The 18,044-nt window shown below is 62.9% G+C and carries 18 protein-coding genes; 12 read left to right on the forward strand and 6 right to left on the reverse strand.

Features of this window, described 5'->3' with window-relative positions:
• From K6N12_RS18050 to K6N12_RS18060, 3 genes are read left to right on the forward strand one after another with little or no spacing between them, the layout of a single operon-like run.
• Positions 1-2,031: a pseudouridine synthase gene (locus K6N12_RS18050; RefSeq protein WP_097624001.1), complete on the forward strand. Its 2,031-nt coding sequence runs from the start codon at positions 1-3 to the stop codon at positions 2,029-2,031.
• A complete protein-coding gene (rsmD, locus tag K6N12_RS18055; RefSeq protein WP_097624002.1) occupies positions 2,012-2,572 on the forward strand; it encodes a 16S rRNA (guanine(966)-N(2))-methyltransferase RsmD in 561 nt (186 codons plus the stop codon). Before K6N12_RS18050 ends, rsmD begins: the two co-directional genes overlap by 20 nt.
• A 13-nt stretch (positions 2,573-2,585) precedes the next feature.
• Positions 2,586-3,467 carry a patatin-like phospholipase family protein gene (locus K6N12_RS18060; protein ID WP_097624003.1) on the forward strand — a complete coding sequence of 294 codons (882 nt, stop codon included), beginning with the start codon at positions 2,586-2,588 and terminating at the stop codon, positions 3,465-3,467.
• Positions 3,468-3,476: 9 nt separating this feature from the next.
• On the opposite strand, the gene K6N12_RS18065 is transcribed toward K6N12_RS18060, so the two are convergent.
• The 4 genes from K6N12_RS18065 to K6N12_RS18080 form a co-directional block, all read right to left on the reverse strand.
• Complete coding sequence (locus K6N12_RS18065) at positions 3,477-3,926, reverse strand: copper uptake system-associated protein (protein WP_097624004.1); 450 nt, start codon at positions 3,924-3,926, stop codon at positions 3,477-3,479.
• 13 nt (positions 3,927-3,939) lie between these two features.
• Positions 3,940-5,313 carry a PepSY-associated TM helix domain-containing protein gene (locus K6N12_RS18070; RefSeq protein ID WP_097624005.1) on the reverse strand — a complete coding sequence of 458 codons (1,374 nt, stop codon included), beginning with the start codon at positions 5,311-5,313 and terminating at the stop codon, positions 3,940-3,942.
• 86 nt (positions 5,314-5,399) lie between these two features.
• The gene (locus K6N12_RS18075; RefSeq protein WP_097624006.1) at positions 5,400-5,801 is read right to left on the reverse strand and encodes a hypothetical protein; all 402 of its coding nucleotides are present in this window, start codon (positions 5,799-5,801) and stop codon (positions 5,400-5,402) included.
• Positions 5,802-5,882: 81 nt separating this feature from the next.
• A complete protein-coding gene (locus tag K6N12_RS18080; protein ID WP_097624007.1) occupies positions 5,883-7,697 on the reverse strand; it encodes a monovalent cation:proton antiporter-2 (CPA2) family protein in 1,815 nt (604 codons plus the stop codon).
• A gap of 119 nt (positions 7,698-7,816) precedes the next feature.
• On the opposite strand from K6N12_RS18080, the gene K6N12_RS18085 reads away from it, so the two are divergent.
• The 6 genes from K6N12_RS18085 (at position 7,817) to lpxK (ending at position 13,765) form a co-directional block, all read left to right on the forward strand.
• Positions 7,817-9,163, forward strand: coding sequence for a TldD/PmbA family protein (locus tag K6N12_RS18085; protein WP_097624008.1), 1,347 nt, complete (start codon positions 7,817-7,819; stop codon positions 9,161-9,163).
• Positions 9,164-9,237: 74 nt separating this feature from the next.
• Positions 9,238-10,047 (forward strand): 3'(2'),5'-bisphosphate nucleotidase CysQ, encoded by an 810-nt coding sequence (locus K6N12_RS18090; protein ID WP_097624171.1) that lies wholly within the window; start codon positions 9,238-9,240, stop codon positions 10,045-10,047.
• A gap of 61 nt (positions 10,048-10,108) precedes the next feature.
• Positions 10,109-10,348 carry a DUF4170 domain-containing protein gene (locus tag K6N12_RS18095; protein WP_012556727.1) on the forward strand — a complete coding sequence of 80 codons (240 nt, stop codon included), beginning with the start codon at positions 10,109-10,111 and terminating at the stop codon, positions 10,346-10,348.
• 188 nt (positions 10,349-10,536) lie between these two features.
• Positions 10,537-11,856, forward strand: coding sequence for a lipid IV(A) 3-deoxy-D-manno-octulosonic acid transferase (gene waaA, locus K6N12_RS18100; protein WP_097624009.1), 1,320 nt, complete (start codon positions 10,537-10,539; stop codon positions 11,854-11,856).
• Positions 11,857-11,865: 9 nt separating this feature from the next.
• Entirely contained in the window at positions 11,866-12,588 is a 723-nt protein-coding gene (locus tag K6N12_RS18105; protein WP_097624010.1) for an HAD family hydrolase, read from the forward strand.
• 103 nt (positions 12,589-12,691) lie between these two features.
• Complete coding sequence (gene lpxK / locus K6N12_RS18110; protein ID WP_097624011.1) at positions 12,692-13,765, forward strand: tetraacyldisaccharide 4'-kinase; 1,074 nt, start codon at positions 12,692-12,694, stop codon at positions 13,763-13,765.
• Between the two features lie 99 nt (positions 13,766-13,864).
• On the opposite strand, the gene K6N12_RS18115 is transcribed toward lpxK, so the two are convergent.
• Positions 13,865-14,749, reverse strand: a complete 885-nt coding sequence (locus tag K6N12_RS18115; RefSeq protein ID WP_097624012.1) for a GntR family transcriptional regulator — start codon at positions 14,747-14,749, stop codon at positions 13,865-13,867.
• Positions 14,750-14,848: 99 nt separating this feature from the next.
• Here K6N12_RS18115 and K6N12_RS18120 point away from each other — a divergent pair, with 99 nt between their 5' ends.
• From K6N12_RS18120 to K6N12_RS18130, 3 genes are all read left to right on the forward strand, one after another.
• Positions 14,849-15,907: an ABC transporter permease gene (locus K6N12_RS18120; RefSeq protein ID WP_179867054.1), complete on the forward strand. Its 1,059-nt coding sequence runs from the start codon at positions 14,849-14,851 to the stop codon at positions 15,905-15,907.
• Positions 15,904-16,668: an ATP-binding cassette domain-containing protein gene (locus tag K6N12_RS18125; RefSeq protein WP_097624014.1), complete on the forward strand. Its 765-nt coding sequence runs from the start codon at positions 15,904-15,906 to the stop codon at positions 16,666-16,668. The genes K6N12_RS18120 and K6N12_RS18125 overlap by 4 nt, the downstream gene beginning before the upstream one ends.
• 79 nt (positions 16,669-16,747) lie before the next feature.
• The gene (locus K6N12_RS18130) at positions 16,748-17,665 is read left to right on the forward strand and encodes a sugar ABC transporter substrate-binding protein (protein WP_097624172.1); all 918 of its coding nucleotides are present in this window, start codon (positions 16,748-16,750) and stop codon (positions 17,663-17,665) included.
• Positions 17,666-17,781: 116 nt separating this feature from the next.
• On the opposite strand, the gene K6N12_RS18135 is transcribed toward K6N12_RS18130, so the two are convergent.
• A complete protein-coding gene (locus K6N12_RS18135) occupies positions 17,782-18,012 on the reverse strand; it encodes a DUF2093 domain-containing protein (RefSeq protein WP_003588271.1) in 231 nt (76 codons plus the stop codon).
• Positions 18,013-18,044: the final 32 nt, after the last annotated feature.

Raw genomic sequence — 18,044 nt, forward strand, 5'->3', positions numbered from 1 at the left:
ATGACACCCAAAGACAAGCCAAAACGCCCGGGCGCAAAGCCCTTTTCACGCGACAGCGGGCCGAAGGCCGGCGCGAAGTCGGGCGGCACGAAGCCGGCAAAGGCTGCGATCGCGGCCGAGACCGAAGGCGAGGCCAAGGCCGAACGCATTTCCAAGGTGATGGCGCGCGCCGGCGTCGCCTCCCGCCGCGACATCGAGCGCATGATCATGGAAGGCCGCGTGACGCTGAACGGCGCGGTTCTCGACACCCCTGTCGTCAACGTCACGCTGGCCGATCGCATCGAGGTCGACGGCGTGCCGATCCGCGGCATCGAGCGCACCAGGCTGTGGCTCTATCATAAGCCGGCCGGGCTGGTGACCACCAATGCCGATCCGGAAGGCCGCGCGACCGTCTTCGACAACCTGCCGGAAGAACTGCCGCGCGTCATGTCGATCGGCCGTCTCGATATCAACACCGAAGGCCTGCTGCTGCTGACCAATGACGGCGGTCTTGCCCGTGCGCTCGAGCTGCCGGCGACCGGCTGGCTGCGCCGCTACCGTGTCCGCGCCCATGGCGACATCGATCAGGACGCTCTCGACAAGCTGAAGGACGGCATTGCCGTCGACGGCGTGCTCTACGGTTCGATCGAGGCGACGCTCGACCGCACGCAGGGCTCGAACGTCTGGATCACCATGGGTCTTCGCGAAGGCAAGAACCGCGAAATCAAGAACGTGATGGGCGCGCTCGGCCTTGACGTCAATCGTCTGATCCGCATCTCCTACGGCCCGTTCCAGCTCGGCGACTTACCGGAAGGCCATGTCATCGAAGTGCGCGGCCGCACGCTTCGCGACCAGCTCGGCCCGCGCCTGATCGAGGAAGCCAAGGCGAATTTCGATGCGCCGATCTATAACGCGCCGGCGGTTGCCGCCGAGGAAGGGGCTGAAGCCCCAGTACCGGAAAGGCGCGAGCAGCGTCCGCGCCGCGACGAGGACAAGCGCGAACGGGCGCTGAGCCGCCTCGACACCAAGCGCGACGATCGCCGCGGTGGCGGGCGTAGAGATGACGACCGCCGCGATGGCGGCCGCTTCGACGACGACAAGCCGAAACGTCCCCAGCCGCTCGGCCAGCGCCGCAGCGCCAATGTCTGGATGGCGCCGGGCGCCCGGCCGCTCGGCGAAAAAGCTGCGGCGAAAGCTGCCAAGAATGAGCAGACCGCGCGCCGGCGCGGCGAGCAGGTGCCGGCAAAAAGCAGCGGTTCCCAACATATCGAGGATCGCCCGCGCACACAGATCAATCGGGTGCGCGAAGAGGACGGCGAATGGATCCGCTCGAGCGAGCAGCCCAATCGCAAGGATGAAGGCGAAGCCCGCGGCCGCAAGCGTCCGTTCGGGGATCGTCCGGGCCGTGAAGAGCGCGGTTTTGGCGACCGCCCGGCCCGCGGCGACCGCAGGCCCCGTGAAGGGGGTGACGAACGTCCGCGTAGCAGAAGCTCTGCCGGTGAAGGCCGCCCCGAGCGTCCGCGCGGCGATCGGCCTTTCGGTGATCGTCCCTCGCGTGGCGACCGGCCCTTCGGCGACAAGCCGCGCGGGGATCGCAAACCGCGTGGCGATGGTGACGAACGTCCTCGTGCCGCCAGATCCTCCACCGGTGAGGCCCGTTCGGAGCGTCCGCGCGGTGACCGGCCTTTCGGGGATCGTCCTTCGCGTGGCGACCGCCCCTTCGGCGATAAGCCGCGGGGTGAACGCAGGCCGCGCGAGGACGGTGATGAACGTCCGCGCGCAGCCAGAAGTTTTGCCGGCGAAGGCCGCTCCGAGCGTCCGCGTGGCGAGAAATCCTTCGGCGACAAATCTGCGGGCGGCCGGTCTTCGGGCGATAAGCCGCGCGGCAAGGGCTTTGGCGCCAAGCCGGGCGCGGCCAAGAATTTTTCCGGTAAGCCGAAGGACGCCAAATCAGGCGGCGACAGACCGGGCGGCGACAGGCCCGCGGGCGGGCCGTCCAGAGGTAGTGGAAAAGGAAAGGGAATGACGCGCGGTGCGGATCGTCGGCGGTGAATTTCGCGGGCGGCCTCTCGCCGTGCCAAAATCCAACGAGATCCGGCCGACTGCCGACCGGACGCGCGAGAGCCTGTTCAATATATTGAGCCATGCCTATCCGGAATGCGTCGATGGCACCCGGATCCTTGACCTTTTTGCCGGAACCGGCGCGGTCGGTCTCGAAGCCGTTTCACGCGGCTGTCGTCACGCGCTCTTCGTCGAAAACAGCGTCGAGGGCAGGGCGCTGCTCTGGGAAAACATCGATGCGCTCGGCCTGCACGGCCGCACGCGCATCCTGCGCCGCGATGCGACCGATCTCGGCAGCGTCGGCAATCTCGAAGCTTTCGACATGCTGTTTGCCGACCCGCCCTATGGCAAAGGCCTCGGCGAAAAGGCGATGGCGGCGGCGGCCGGCGGCGGCTGGCTCAGGCCCGGCGCGATCGCGGTGCTCGAGGAACGCGCCGATATTGTCGTATCCGTGCATCCTTCCTATGTTTTCCTCGAAAACCGCATCTTTGGCGATACGAGGGTACATTTCTTCCGGTATCAGCCGCAATAAGCGGGGGCGGGGCGTGCAGCAGGCAGAGATCATCAGTCCGAAACTGCCTGCGATCAGCGATCTTCCAACGGTCGCCGTCGCTTTCGGCGGCGGTGGCGCGCGCGGACTTGCCCACATCCATATCATCGAGACGCTCGACGAACTCGGCATCCGCCCGGTGGCGATATCGGGTTCGTCGATGGGCGCGATCATGGGGGCCGGCATGGCCGCCGGCATGTCGGGAGCCGAAATCCGCGAACATGCGCTGACGACCGTCGGCAACAAGACGGCGGTCGTTGCACGCATCTGGGGCCTGCGGCCGGCGACGGTGCGCGATGCGGTGGCCAAGGGCATCCGCATCGGCCAGTTCAATCTGGAGCGGATCCTGAAAGCCTTTCTGCCGGCCGAGTTGCCGGCCCGCTTCGAGGATTTGCTGGTGCCGATGAAGGTCATCACCACGGATTATTACGGGCAGAACGAAGTCATCATCGAAGAAGGTGAGCTGTTTCCGGCACTCGCCGCGTCTTCCGCCATTCCCGCCGTCTTCATGCCGGTGCGCCTGCGCGGCCGGGTGATGATCGACGGTGGTATCAGCAATCCCGTGCCCTATGAACCGCTGATGGATCTTGCCGATATCGTCATCGGCATCGATGTCGTCGGCGCGCCGGAAGGCGACGGCACCCATATTCCGAACCGCATGGAGAGCATCTTCGGCTCCGGCCAGCTGATGATGCAGACGGCGATCACGCTGAAGCTGAAGCTCTGCCAGCCGCACATCTTCCTGCGCCCGGCCGTCGGCCGCACCGGCGTCATGGATTTCCTCAAGGCCCGCGAGGTGCTGGCCATGTCGGTCGGCGTCAAGGACGAGCTGAAATTCGCCCTTGACCGGGAAATCGAAGCGCGGCTCAAGCGCTAGAACATAGTGTTATTGGGCGTGGCCCTCATGGCCACCCGCCCCGTTTGACGCCGCGTTAATCATCATGACCGTGCCCTCGAAGCTTGAGAACAGTGCCAGCGCGGAGGGATCAAGGCTTGTCTCGGCCTCTTTCAGCTTCGCAGCCAGTCCGGCCGCGTCACTTGCCGGGAGGCCGATTTTCTCCAGCGTCCCCGCATCCTTCAGGCTGTCGCCGCTACTGAGATAGATGCTCCAGCCATGATGCGTCTTTTGCAGCAAGACGCGTCCGCCGCGCCCAGCTTGGCGCCAGCCGGCGATCGCCCAATCGGCCTGGACGACGACCGGGGCGATGTCCAATGGCTTATCAAGCCTTTCGAACATCAGCTTCAGCCTTGCCGGGATCGCCTGCTGCGGATCGTCGTCCGCAGCTGCCATGGATGCGAAAAGCATGCAGGCTAGAAGGGCAATGATCATCCTCATCGAATGGTCTCCCTTAAGCGACAACGCGTTTCAACACGGGCACGAAGCGCACGACGATCTGGTCGAAGGCGATCATGGCGACAATGGCGAGCCCGCTCATCGGGAAGGCGACGGCGAAGATGGCGGTAATCAGCCACAGGCCGTAATAGACCGCGCGTTTTGGCGGCATGGGTGGCACGCCGAGCCGGCCGGCCGGGCGCCGTTTCCACCACATGATGACGGCACTCACGCAGCTGAGCACGATGGCCAGGCAGGTTGCGAGCATCAGCAACTGGTTGAAACGCCGCCATTCCTGTCCCTGGTGGGCATTGATGCCCCACTCGATCGCCTTGCCGAGCAACGGATACTGATTGAAGCCGATATCGACCAGCGGTTTGCCGGAATACTGGTCGATATGGATGGTGCGTTCGTTGGCCAGATCGTCGGGATAGAGCGAGGCGGTATAGACGCCCGTCTCGTCGGAGGGAATGACCACGTCGAAGCCCGGCGCCATGCCCAGCCGCCTGGCGATCTCCACGGCCTTGTCGAGACCGATCGGCTTGGCCGATTGTGCTGCGGCGATATCGGAAAGCGGAACCGGCGCCTTTTCGACGATCCAGCCGCTCTTCGGCAGGATGTCCTCGGTCACCTTCTGCGATTTCGGCACGTCGTCCCAGAGCTGGACGGGATAGCCGAGGCCGTGTTCGGTCAGCCAGGCATTGGCGTTTGCGCCCCAATAGCCCGACCATGGCATGCCTGTTATCGCCAGGAAGAAGATCAGCACCCCGGCGAAGGCGCCCGTCACCGCATGCAGGTCACGCCAGAAAACCCGGCGGCCCGATGTTCCCCGCACGCTGACGACACCGCCCGTCTGGCGGCGCGGCCACCAGAGATAGATGCCGGTGACGACGAGCACCATGGCAAAGCCGCCGGTGATCTCAATCAGCCGGTTCGCTATACCGCCGAAATAGGCCAGGCTGTGGATGCGCTTGACGACATAATTGAACTCATCGGTCGATCCGACCACATCGAGCACCTTGCCGGCATAAGGGTCGACGAAGACCAGCGTCGTGCCGGCATCGCTGGCGACGGTGACGATGGCCGATCGCTCAGGTCCGGCCGGCTCCTTGTAGGAGGTCGCCGCCGAGCTCGGCACCGCGGCGGTGGCGATTTCCGCGATCCGCTCGGCCGGCAGCGCCTGGCCGGAGGGCTGGACGGTATAACGGTAGCCGAAGAAGCTGTTGTTGATCTCGTCCTTGAAAAGATAGAGCGATCCGGTCACGGCCAGATTGAGCATGAAGGGTATGACGAGAAGCCCGGCAAAGAAATGCCAGCGCCAGATGGCGCGGTAGAGCGAAACGCCGCTGGCGGCGTCCTCCGCCGGTCCGGCGGCAGTGATAGTCGACATGAGGATGGATCCGTATCCGCGGCCGGCTGCGGGAAGCAGTTCGGCCGGCGTTGAAAGGCGTCACGGCGCCTGCCGCAACACGAGGTTCAGGCGAGGATCGGATCGGAAGGCGGAGCGCGGGGACCGGTATTGGGCGGGAAAAGCCGGCGAGGGAAGCTTTCGGCCCGGATCGGCAGTTCGACCGCGACCGCAAAGGGTATCGGAGCACCGGCGACATCCATCGGCGCCGGCAGCAGGGTCGAGGCGCCGATCCGGCAGGCCTCGCAACCATGCGAATGGGTTTTGTCGTGCTGGCCTTGATCGGATTTATCGCTGACGGTGACGCAAAGCGACGGCAGCGTTCCATCGGGCAGTACATATTGCGCGAGTTCGGTCGGACCGGACTCATCGGCGACGGGAGCCTGATGGGCGAATGCGACAAAAACCAACGTCGCCGCGCACAGGATGCGCAGTGCCCATTGCTCGATCTGTCTCGCCCGTCTGATCAAGTGTCCCTCTCCGATCACCCGCTGATAGACGCCGCCGAGCGCATATTCAATGCGTCAATTTAACAAGCCGATCGGCGGCGATCAGGCCTCCGCCGTCGCATCCACCGTTCCCGCCAGCGGATCGTCCTCGAATGGATCGGCGGCGCGTTTCGGCTTCACGAGCGGTTCGGGGCGGACAGGGTGGGAAAACAGCATGTCGCGGCCGGCCTGCAGCCCTTCCGACACCTGCAGCACCAGGCGCGCCTCGTCGCGCTTGCGGATATCCTCGCCGATCTCATAGGCGTCGACCTCGGGAACGCCGAGCGCCTCCAGCGTCCGCCGCCCGAAGAGCAGGCCGGATTCCAGCGTTTCGCGCAACTCGTAGTCGACGCCCTTGTTGCGCAGTTCGATCGAATGGATACGGTCGTAGGAGCGCACGTAGAGCCTTGTGTGCGGATAATCCGCCTGCACCAGCTCCACCACCTTGTCGGTGACCTCCTTCTTCTGCGTGCAGACGAGCACGATCTTTGCCCGGTCGATGCCGGCCGAGCGCAGCACGTCCTTGCGGGTGCCGTCACCGAAATAGATGCGGAAGCCGAAAGAGGAGGCCTGGCGGATGCGGTCCGCCGAAAATTCGATGACGGTGACGCTGCGCCCGCCGGCAAGCAGGATCTGCGCGGCGATCTGGCCGAAACGCGAGAAGCCGACCATCAGCACGTCGGCGCCGGCGCCCTCGAAATCCTCGTCCAACTCCTCATGCTCGTCGCCGCTGAGCAGACGCTTCGCAAGCGCCGCGCCGATCGGCGTCAGCGCCATGGACAGCGTGACGATCGCGACCAGCAGCGATGCCGTGCTCGCCGACATCAGCCCGACGGTCGCCGCCGCGGTAAACAGCACGAAGCCGAATTCGCCGCCCTGCGGCAGCAGGAAGGCGATGCGGATCGCATCATCATGCGGAGAGCCGGAGATCCGGCAGAGCCCGTAGATGATGATCGCCTTGACCGCCATGATGATCGGCACCGCGACGATGACGAAGAGCACGTTGTCGGCAAGCACGTCGAGCTGCAGCGACAGGCCGACGGCGATGAAGAAGATGGCGAGCAGCACGCCGCGGAAGGGCTCGATATCGGCCTCCAGCTCGTGCCGATAGGAGGATTCGGCGAGCATCACCCCGGAGAGGAAGGCGCCCATCGCCATCGAAAGCCCGGCAAGCTGCATTAGGCTCGCCGATCCCATGACGACGAAGAGGGCGGCGGCGATCATCGCTTCGCGCGCACCGGTGCGCGCGATGACCTGGAAGAGCGGCGTCAGCAGGTAGCGCCCCATGACGACCATCGCCGCGACCGCGCCGACGGCGACCGCAAAATCGGTGAGCGGCGCAGGGCTGCCCTTGCCGCCGCCGTCGAGCACGGTGATCAGCGCCAAGAGCGGCACGATTGCAAGGTCCTGGAACAGCAGCATCGAGAAGGAGCGCTGCCCATACCTCGTGTTGACGTCGCCGTCGCCCTCGAGGATCTGCATGGCGAAGGCCGTCGAGGATAGTGCCAGGCCGAAGCCGGCGACGATGCTGCCGCGCCAGTCGAGAACCTCAGAAAACCAGGCAAGCGCGGTCAGCGCCAGCCCGGTCACCACCACCTGCGCCGTGCCGAGGCCGAAAATGTCGCGGCGCATTTGCCAGAGGCGGCTGGGTTTCAGCTCCAGCCCGATGATGAAAAGCAGGAAGACGACGCCGAGTTCGGCGACGGCAAGGATCTGTTCGCCATCGGTGATGCCGTGGAAAACCGGCCCGATGACGATGCCGGCGGCGAGATAGCCGAGCACCGTGCCGAGCCCGAGCTTCTTGAATATCGGCGCGGCGACCACCCCTCCGCCGAGCAGCAGGATCGTTTCGGAAAAAAAGGCATTGGACGCGGACATCGGGGCGATTTCTTTCGACGGCGGGGAACAGGCCGGCAGCCCCGACAAAGAATCGGCGGCGGCGGCCTTGATGCTTGGGTGAGTGCACAATAAATGGAAGCCGAAGGAAAGGCCAAATCATGTCCTCTGAAATCGATTCCTCGACACTTCTTTCCCGCGCAAGTCAATTGATCGATCTGGCCAGGAAGGCAGGGGCCGACGCCGCCGACGCCGTCGTCGTCCGGTCGCGCTCGCAATCGGTCAGCGTCCGCCTCGGCAAGGTCGAGGGCACGGAATCCTCCGAAAGCGACGATTTTTCGCTGCGCGTCTTCATCGGCAAGCGCGTTGCCAGCGTTTCGGCCAATCCGGGCTTCGATCTGCAGGCGCTGGCCGAACGCGCCGTCGCCATGGCCAAAGTCTCGCCGGAAGATCCCTTCGCCTGCCTCGCGGATGAGGCGAGCCTTGCGAAATCCTACCCCGACCTGCAATTGCTCGATACCACCGAGGTCTCCTCCGAGATGCTGCGCGAGGCAGGCCTTGCAGCTGAGGCCGCGGCCCTTGCGGTCGAGGGCGTCACCAATTCCTCCGGCGCCGGTGCCTCGGCCGGCATGGGCGGCCTGGTTCTCGCCACCTCGCACGGTTTCGAAGGCAGCTACATGGCCTCGCGTTTCGGCCATTCCGTCAGCGTCATCGCCGGAGAAGGCACCGGCATGGAGCGCGATTATGATTTCGACAGCCGGCTCTATTATGCCGAGCTCGACGATCCCGCCGAGATCGGCCGCCGAGCCGGCGAACGGGTGATAAAGCGCATCAACCCGCGCCAGGTGCCGACCGGCAAGGATGTCACCGTCATCTTCGATCCGCGAGTCGCCCGCGGCTTCGTCGGCCATATCGCCGGCGCAATCAATGGCGCCGCCGTCGCCCGCAAGTCGAGCTTCCTGCGCGACAGGATGGGTCAGCAGGTACTGAAATCGGGCCTGTCTATCACCGACGATCCGTTGATCGTGCGCGGCCCCTCCTCGCGGCCCTTCGACGGCGAGGGCGTATCGGGCGAGCGGATGGTGATGATCGAGGACGGCGTCTTGAAGCATTGGTTCCTGTCGACCTCGACCGGTCGCGAGCTCGGCCTTCAGACCAACGGCCGCGGCGTGCGCGGCGGCACTGCCGTTTCGCCGTCCTCCACCAATCTTGCCCTTGAACCCGGCGACATCACGCCGGAGGAACTGATCCGCAGCGTCGGCAATGGCTTTTATGTCACCGAATTGATCGGCCACGGCGTCAACATGATCACCGGCGAATACAGCCGCGGCGCCACCGGTTTCTGGATCGAGAACGGCGAACTGACCTTCCCGGTCTCCGAGGTGACGATCGCCTCGAATCTCAAGGAGATGTTCATGCGCCTGACGCCGGCAAACGACATCGACCGCAAGTTCGGCGTCGCGGCCCCGACCTTCGCCATCGAAGGCATGACCCTGGCAGGGCGGTAGAGCATGATGCCGAAAAGTGTGTGCGGTTTTCGGACGACATCATGCTCAAACGAAAGTTGGACGGATTTGACGGGATGAGCGATAGGGAAAAGCCCCGTTGGCAGAGCGATCTCACGCTGATCGTCGATGCTGCGAAAGAGGCCGGTGCGGTCGCTTTCGGTTTCTTCAACCAGTCTCCCGAGGTCTGGTGGAAAAACGACGACCGCTCCCCCGTCAGCGCCGCCGATTTCGCCGCCAACAAGACGCTCGAAACCATTCTGCGCAAGGCCCGGCCGGATTATGGCTGGCTGTCTGAGGAAACCGACGATGATGCCGGCCGCCTCTCGCATGAGACGCTGTTCATCATCGACCCGATCGACGGCACGCGCGCCTTTCTCGGCGGGCAGAAGCTCTGGTGCGTCAGCGTCGCGGTCGTTCATCGCGGCCGTCCGGTCGCCGGCGTGCTCTATGCCCCGGCGCTCGAGGAACTCTATGAGGCCGTCGACGGCGGCGTGGCGCTGAAAAACGGCGTGCCCTTCACCGTCTCCGCCGCGGGACCGGAGGAGACGAGCCGCCTTGCGGTCGGCGAGGACCTGTTGACGACCTTTCCGCCGGAGTTTCGCGACCGGGTCAGCCGCCACAAACACATTCCCTCGCTTGCCTATCGCATCGCCATGGTGGCGGACGGTCGTCTCGAAGGCACCTTCGTCAAGAGCAATTCGCATGATTGGGATCTGGCCGCCGCCGATCTGATCCTTAGCTGCGCTGGCGGTGGCCTCGTCGATCTCGACGGCAGGCCGATCGTCTACAATCGCGCCGACGTGACCCACAACGTCCTCTGCGCAGCACCGACGCCCCGCATCAGCGAGTTTCTCGCGGCCTTTGCGGGACGACGAGACAGTTGACGTTTCCGTCAAAATCCCGCAGATGGGGTGGCGGAGGAGAATAGCAGAAAGAGAACAAAAAATGACTGACTCCGGTGACAAGAAGCAGCTTTTGCATCTCGTTTTTGGCGGCGAACTGGAAAGCCTCGACAACGTCCAGTTCCGCGATCTGAAGGGTCTCGATATCGTCGGCATTTTCCCGGATTATGCCACGGCGCTGACGGCCTGGAAGTCGAAAGCGCAGCAGACGGTCGACAATGCGCATATGCGCTATTTCATCGTCCACATGCATCGTTTGCTCGATCCGCAGGAAAAGGCCTGAAGCAGCCGATCTCGGCCATCGGCCGCGGCATGTATCGGCGGCCTGCGGTTCGTCGCGCCGGGTTCGTGCACCGGCCGTCCGTCGATCCGGATCGTTTGACGCATTCTGAACAAATTCATCGGCCATTCCGGCCGCAACGATAATGAGGGAATGGGTTTGATGTCGATCTTGGATCGGAGACTGGCGCAATGAGTTCCCGGATGGCTCGGTTCGGTCTGAGCGCATACCGTTTGGCGGGAACCGTGGCCTCTCCTGTCGTCGGCCTCTATATCACCTACCGCACGGCCAAGGGCAAGGAAGACCGGGCGCGCCGCCTGGAACGCTTCGGCTATCCGAGCGCCAACCGGCCGCAGGGCCCGCTCGTCTGGTTCCATGCTGCAAGTGTCGGTGAAACCAATGCCGTCATTCCGCTGATCCGCGAAATCCGCCGCCGCGACATCCATGTCATCTTGACCACGGGCACGATCACCTCGGCCAGGCTCGCCGCCGAGCGCCTCGGCAATGACGCGATCCACCAATATGTGCCGCTCGACCTGAAGCCCTCGGTCAGCCGCTTCCTCGATTATTGGGCGCCCGATTGCGCAATCATCGCCGAATCCGAGATCTGGCCGGCAACAGTGCTGGAACTCGGCCGCCGCCGAATTCCGCAGATCCTGATCAATGCCCGCATGTCGGATCGTTCCTTTGCCCGCTGGCGCCGCCGGCCGGCAATCGCCGAAGCCTTGTTCGAGAATCTCGCCCTCGTCATCGCCCAGTCGGATATCGATGCCGAACGTTTCCGCGATCTCGGCGCCGTTCCCGTTATCACCTCGGGCAATCTGAAAGTCGATACCGACGCACCCCCTTATGACAGCGCTGTCCTCGCCCGCTACAAGAAGCAGATCGGCGACCGCAAGACCTGGGCGGCGATCTCGACCTTCGACGGCGAGGAGAATGCCGCTGCCATCGTTCATCGGGCGCTGAGGGAGCGCGATCGTCAGCTGACGATCATCGTGCCTCGCCATCCCGACCGTTGCGACGAGATCGAGGCGGCTCTGGTCAAGCTGGGGCTGAAGGTCGCCCGCCGCACCCGCGACGATGTCCTGTCGGCCGATGTCGATATCTTCCTCGGCGATACGATCGGCGAAATGGGCCTCTATTTGCGACTGACGGAAATCGCCTTCGTCGGCCGCTCGCTTTTTGCCGAAGGCGGCCAGAATCCGCTGGAGCCCGCCATGCTCGGCTGCGCCGTTCTCTCCGGCGGCCATGTGCAGAATTTCCGCGATGCCTATCAGAAGCTTGCCCGCAGCGGCAGCGCCCGCATGGTGCGCGATACCGAAATGCTGGCCAAGGGCGTGCATTACCTTTTGACCAATGACGAAGCCCGCCGCAATATGATCGAGGCCGGCATCACCGCCGTGCACGAGATGCGCGGTGCGCTGACCGCGACCGTCAAGGGGCTGGAACCCTATATCAATCCGCTGACGGTGAAGGCGCGGCTGCTGCCCAAGGCCGTGGCCCAGCTCTGAGGATAAAGCATGGCGGCAGCGTCGCTTATCAAAGGCATTCTCTTCGACAAGGACGGCACGCTGCTCGACTATGACGAGAGCTGGCTGCCGGTAAACCGCGAACTTGCCCGCATCGCCGCCGAAGGGGATCCGCTTCTTGCCGACCGGCTGCTGTCGGCCTGCGGCATGGATCCGGCGACTGGCCATATCGTGCCTGACAGCCTGCTTGCCGCCGGCAATACCCGCCAGATTGCCGAGGGTCTGGTTGCCGCGGGTTCGATGGTCGATGTCGGCGAACTGACGGTGCGCCTCGACGAACTGTTTTCCAACGCCGCCGAATTTTCCGTGCCGGTAACCAATCTCGCTGACTTCTTCGCCAGGCTGCATCGGCGCGGCTTCAAGCTCGGCGTCGCCTCCAGCGACAATGAGCGCTCGATCCGCCAGACCGCGGAACGTTTCGGTTTCGCCCGCTATGTCGATTATATCGCCGGATATGACAGCGGTTTCGGCGTCAAGCCGGAGCCGGGCATGGTGCTCGGCTTCTGCGCTGCGACCGGTCTTTCGCCCGAGGAAGTGGCGATGGTCGGCGACAACAATCACGACCTGCACATGGGCCTGAATGCCGGAACGGGGCTCAGGATCGCGGTGCTGACCGGAACCGGTTCGCGCGATTCGCTGGCCGCCGCCGCCGATCATGTGCTCGACGATATCACCGCTCTCGAGACACTGCTGCCGGATCTGCAGCCGGCCTGACTGGTAAGGGCTTGCATTTTCATTGAATTTGGCTTCTCAATCCGGCCGGTCGAAAAGCAAGGGGCTGGTTGCCGTAAGGCGGGCAGGGGAGCGGAACGGCAAGATGATATCCGAAGCGCCGCCGTTCTGGTGGAGGAAAGCCGATTGGCGGGCCTGGCTGCTGCTGCCGGTTTCCTTTCTCTACGGTCGTATCGCCGGCCACCGCATGGCCCATGCGCGCCGCGCCTCCGTTGCCATTCCGGTCATCTGCGTCGGCAATTTCACCGTCGGCGGCGCCGGCAAGACGCCGACAGCGCTGACCATTGCCCGCGCCGCCAAGGCGAAAGGGCTGAAGCCGGGCTTTCTCAGCCGCGGCTACGGCGGCTCGCTCGATGTGACGACGGTGGTCGATCCCGATCATCACCGGGCGGTCGCCGTCGGCGATGAGCCGCTGCTGCTTGCCCGGGAGGCGCTGACGGTGATTTCGCGGAGGCGCGTCGACGGGGCACAGCGTCTGGTCGCGGAAGGCGCCGATCTCATCATCATGGACGACGGTTTCCAGAGCGCCCGGCTGGCGATCGACTATGCCCTGCTGGTCATCGATGCGACCCGCGGCCTCGGCAACGGCCATATCGTGCCGGCCGGCCCGGTGCGGGCCCCGATCCGCCAGCAGCTGCGTTCGGCCACCGCCCTGTTGAAGGTCGGCGGCGGCAATGCCGCCGACAGCATCGTCCGCATGGCGGCACGCGCCGCAAAGCCCTATTTCACCGCCTCGCTGAAAGTGCGCGGCGACAATACGCTCGCCGGCATGAAGGTGTTCGCCTTTGCCGGCATTGCCGATCCCGCCAAATTCTTCCGCACGGTCGAATCGCGCGGCGCTGAAATCGCCGTCGCCAAGTCCTTCGGCGACCACGAGCACCTGACCGAGGACGAGATCGACGACATCCTGACGACCGCCGAGCGTCAGGGCTTGCTGATCGTCACCACCTCAAAGGATTTCGTCCGCCTTTCCGGCCATCCCGGCAAGGCGGCACAGCTCGCGGAAAAGTGCCAGGTGATCGAGGTCGACATGGTGTTCGAGGATCACCTCGCCCCGAGCCTGATCATCGACCGGGCGATCGTTGCCTGCCGCGAGCGGCGCCTAAGGGAGATGAAGGCCGGCTTTAAAGCGATGCCCGGAAAGGCTGGGCCGCTCTAAAAGACTGCCGCGAACTCGCGTTGGTTTGCGGAGGCTATGGATCGCCGGCCTCTTGTCCGCCGGTTCGCCGGGCTTTCTGCTACCCCAATCGCAATGTGGTTACACGATCGAATGAAGCAAAGTTTCGCGGGCGGAGGTCAGATGCGACCGACAAGCGTGATCGATCAACGCGACATTGCGGCTTTCGAGGGCATCGATCAGCGCGAGATGTTCCCCAATGGCGACCTCATTCCGAGCGCGTTCATCCCGCTTGTTCCACTGATAGTGATAGTGGAAGACCATGGCGATCACGTCTTGGAAGCTTTCGATAAAGCGGTTTGGCGCGACAGCCACAATCAGGCGATGGAACCGGCTGTCCAGTTCCGAGAAATCCTGAAACCGGGCATCGATGTCCGCGAGCAGTTCCAAATGCGCCGCTCGTATTGCACGCACCTGCTTCCAGATGGGTGAGCTGTCGGGCAGGGTAGCGAAGAGACGTGCGGAGCGCATTTCGAACATTTCTCTGATTTCGAACAGTTCGAGTGCGAAACTCGCGGTGAACCCTTTAAAAACCCAGCCTGCATTCTGACGCCTCTCGATCAGCCCATATTTCTGAAATCGATTGAGAAATTCACGGACTATGGTTGTCGCGACGCCGAATTTCCGAGCTAATTCAGCCTCATTGATTTCTGTGCCCGGACAGGCATCGCCGCGCAGCATCCATTCCATGAAACTCGTCTCGACCTGTTCCGAGATGGCTAAGGTCTCTTCCTTCGGATAACGCTCTATCTGCCGCGGCTGCTCGCGTATGATCCGCCTATGCGCTTCGGATATGATGATCCCACGTGCGGACATCGCCGCCAGCACCTTCCGCACCGTCGTTCTGCTCACGCCAAGCTGGGCGCGCAGTGCGTTTTCGGACGGCAATTCCTCCCCAAGACCGGATGTCCGAATGATATCGATCATATCATTGAAGGCCCGCTTAAAGGTCGTATCCGTCCTCATTGCACAACTCCCGGCATGTTTAGATATCCATAAGAAACAAATTGACGTACGTGTATCATATGTTTCTTATGTATAAAAAACCAGGGAGGCTGGGGAAATTTGGAAGACTCTGGGATTCTGCCTCAGAATTCGTCCCGACCTGGAGGTTCGCAAGGTGCAACCTTCCACCCGAGACAATCTGGCATCACATTAGGACTGAAGCTTTTGAGCTTAGGCCCATTGCTGATCCTCATCATCCTCATCGCCGTCGTCAGTCTGATCACGCCGGCTTTTCTAAAGCCCGGCAACCTGGGGAACATCCTGGCGCAGACGGCGGTGATTGCTCTGGTGGCGATGGGGCAGCAGCTCGTTATCCTGACTCGCGGTGTCGACCTGTCTGTCGGCTCGAATCTCGCGCTCGCGACAGTCATCGGCGGACTGGTCTATCAGCAGGTTGATGCCTCGATCGCCGTCATTATGGCCATGCTGCTTTCGGGTGCTGCAATCGGGGCGGTAAACGGCGTGGTATTTGTCTATGGCAGGCTGCCACACCCCTTCATTATTACCCTCGCGACCTTGAGTATCTGCCGTGGCCTTGCACTGGCACTGGCCCCTGGCCACACCACCATGCGCGGGATGCCCAATGCAATTACTGCGATCGGCGGCGGTACGACGTTTGGTGTGCCCAATTCCTTCCTTGCCGTCGGGATCTTCGGGCTTCTTTTTCTGATTTTGACGAAGTCAATGGTCTGTGGCCGATGGATCTATGCGGTCGGTGGCTCGCCGAATGCCGCCAGAAGCATGGGTATACCGGTAAAGGGCGTTCTGCTCTCGACCTACATTATCTCAGGCTTTTGTGCCGGCGCCGGCGCGGTGCTGCTGGCGGGACGAACCGGCGCCGCCTCGCCGATCTACGGCAATCTCTTGGAGCTCGATACGATTGCCGCGGTGATAATCGGCGGTGCCAGCTTCCTCGGCGGACGAGGCCATCTCGGCCACGCTCTGATCGGCGCCGTGCTAATCGGCGTCATCCGCAACGCCCTTAACCTTCTCGGCGTCGACGTGTTCTTTCAAATGATCGCGATCGGTCTCGTCATCGTCATCGCCGTTGAGGCCGATGTGCTTCGTAACCATCTCGAGGCGCGCGCGCGTGTGCTTCAATCGGCGAGAGTGCAATGAACGCTGCATCCGCTCCACCGGTCCTTTCGGTTCGAAATGCGCAGAAGCGCTTTGGCGCCATTCATGCCCTGAAAAATGTAAGCTTTGATGCATATGCAGGCGAGGTAACCGCTCTTCTGGGTGACAACGGCGCCGGCAAGTCGACGCTCGTCAAATGCATTAGTGGGCTTCATAGCCTCGACGAAGGAGAGATCCTCGTGGATGGTGCTCCCGTATTGCTCCATTCAGCGGCGGCGGCCCGCCGCGCCGGCATTGAAACCGTCTATCAGGATCTGGCGCTTTTCGACAATCTGACCCCTGTGCAGAATTTCTATTGCGGGCGAGAAATCTCTTTCCCTTCCTGGCTGCCACGCCCGCTCCGCTTCCTCAACACCGGCGTGATGAAGCGGGAAGCAGCGCGTGTGATCGATCGCCTGAAGGTCAAGCTGCCGCGGTTCGACGCGCCGGTCGCGCTGATGTCTGGTGGACAGCGACAGGCGATCGCGGTCGCGCGCGCCATTGTTTTTGCGCGCAAGCTTGTGATCCTTGACGAGCCAACGGCCGCCCTCGGCGTGCGAGAATCTCGCCAAGTTCTTGACCTTGTCAATCAGCTCAAAGCCGAAGGCAATGCCGTGATCATAATCACGCACAATATGGAACATGTCGTCGAAATCGCCGATCGGGCCGTGGTGCTGCGGCAGGGTCGCAAGGTGGGTGAACTGAAGCCAGCCGAAGCGAACAAGCAGGACCTTGTCGCGATGATTGTGGGCGCCGAGGCTTAAGGGAGATCACTGCTTCGATAGGGCAGTGGACAACGAGATCGCTCTAGAGGAGGGCGATCGAAACATGGGAGGTGTTATGATGAAACCGCAATCCCTGCTGGGAGCTCTTGCGCTTCTGGCTCTCGCTGTAGTCCCATCCTTGGCGCAGGAGCCGGTCAAGCTCGGCTTTATAACCAAGTTCCCGGTTCCGTTTTTCGCAACAATGGAGAACGCAGCCAAAGATTATGCAAAGAGAAATCCCGGCGTCGAGATCATCTACGGACAGGGGACGTCCGCAACTGACATCGAGGGCCAGATTGCACAGATCGAGTCGATGGTGACACGAGGCGTGCAGGGCATCGCCCTGACGCCCGTCGATCCTACCGTGTCCACGGCTCTGGACAAGGCGGTGGCAGCCGGCGTCAAGGTCGTCCTGATGGATAACAATATTCCGGATTGGAAAGGCAGAACGGCGCTTGCCACGACCAATAATTTTGCCGCGGGCAAAATCGCGGGCGAATATCTCAAAACGGTTCTCAAAGCGGGCGATACGCTCGGGATTCTCGAGGGTGTGCCCGGTGTGCCAGCGCTTGATGACCGTGTGAAGGGCATGCTTGAAGGGCTGCAGGGCCTTGACGTCAAGATCGTCGGGAAAGGCGCAACAAACTGCACTGAGGAACTCGGGATCAGTGTCGCCGAAGACCTGCTGACGAAGAACCCGGACCTCAAGGCCATTTATGCCGCTTGCGGCCCGCCCGCTGCTGGCGCTGCGCGCGCCATCAAGAACGCCGGCACTGCCAATGACAAGATTGTGCTGGTCGGTTTCGACTTCTGCTGTGGTGAAGAGGAAGCGCTGAAGAGCGGAATCGAGGATGCTTCGGTGGCGCAATTCCCCACCAAGATGGCTGAACTCGGTGTGGATGCGCTGGTAAAATCGATTCGCGGAGAGACGGTGGAGTCTTTGATCGATTCCGGCGCCGCGCTCGTGACGCCCGAGAATATGGCGCAATTCAAGTAAACCGTTGCCGATCTGTGCAATTTGCAGAGAGCGCATATCGACCTTGCTGTTGCCTAGCAAACGGCCCGTCCTTCGTGGGGCGGGCCGGACCTGCGGCCTCTCGCACGCGGCCGCGCTTAACGCCGCTGGTTCGGCAGCACGCCGGCGCGTTTGTCGGCTTCGATCGCCGAGATCACGTCGGCATAGGGCTCCTGGCGGGCGACGCTCCAATAGCGCAGTTCGTCGAGCGGGATCTGTTTTCCCGTCATTGCGCAGACGACATAGGAGCCGGGCGAGAGAATCTGGAAATCGCCATCGAGATATCGGATCTTCGCTTCGCGGTTTCCGTGCCCTTCGAACAAATTCATGCGCTCCGTACCCTGCAGCCTCTCATCCGTTT

This window comes from Rhizobium redzepovicii (assembly GCF_019793435.1).
In the GTDB taxonomy this organism is placed as follows: domain Bacteria; phylum Pseudomonadota; class Alphaproteobacteria; order Rhizobiales; family Rhizobiaceae; genus Rhizobium; species Rhizobium redzepovicii.

Bases quoted from the DNA above. Each gene is read 5' to 3' on its own strand.
- K6N12_RS18050 (WP_097624001.1), top strand. From the start codon at position 1: ATGACACCCAAAGACAAGCCAAAACGCCCGGGCGCAAAGCCCTTTTCA.
- K6N12_RS18065 (WP_097624004.1), bottom strand. From the start codon at position 3,926: ATGAGGATGATCATTGCCCTTCTAGCCTGCATGCTTTTCGCATCCATG.
- K6N12_RS18070 (WP_097624005.1), bottom strand. From the start codon at position 5,313: ATGTCGACTATCACTGCCGCCGGACCGGCGGAGGACGCCGCCAGCGGC.
- K6N12_RS18080 (WP_097624007.1), bottom strand. From the start codon at position 7,697: ATGTCCGCGTCCAATGCCTTTTTTTCCGAAACGATCCTGCTGCTCGGC.
- K6N12_RS18085 (WP_097624008.1), top strand. From the start codon at position 7,817: ATGTCCTCTGAAATCGATTCCTCGACACTTCTTTCCCGCGCAAGTCAA.
- K6N12_RS18090 (WP_097624171.1), top strand. From the start codon at position 9,238: ATGAGCGATAGGGAAAAGCCCCGTTGGCAGAGCGATCTCACGCTGATC.
- K6N12_RS18095 (WP_012556727.1), top strand. From the start codon at position 10,109: ATGACTGACTCCGGTGACAAGAAGCAGCTTTTGCATCTCGTTTTTGGC.
- waaA (WP_097624009.1), top strand. From the start codon at position 10,537: ATGAGTTCCCGGATGGCTCGGTTCGGTCTGAGCGCATACCGTTTGGCG.
- K6N12_RS18105 (WP_097624010.1), top strand. From the start codon at position 11,866: ATGGCGGCAGCGTCGCTTATCAAAGGCATTCTCTTCGACAAGGACGGC.
- lpxK (WP_097624011.1), top strand. From the start codon at position 12,692: ATGATATCCGAAGCGCCGCCGTTCTGGTGGAGGAAAGCCGATTGGCGG.
- K6N12_RS18115 (WP_097624012.1), bottom strand. From the start codon at position 14,749: ATGAGGACGGATACGACCTTTAAGCGGGCCTTCAATGATATGATCGAT.
- K6N12_RS18125 (WP_097624014.1), top strand. From the start codon at position 15,904: ATGAACGCTGCATCCGCTCCACCGGTCCTTTCGGTTCGAAATGCGCAG.
- K6N12_RS18130 (WP_097624172.1), top strand. From the start codon at position 16,748: ATGAAACCGCAATCCCTGCTGGGAGCTCTTGCGCTTCTGGCTCTCGCT.
- K6N12_RS18135 (WP_003588271.1), bottom strand. From the start codon at position 18,012: ATGAATTTGTTCGAAGGGCACGGAAACCGCGAAGCGAAGATCCGATAT.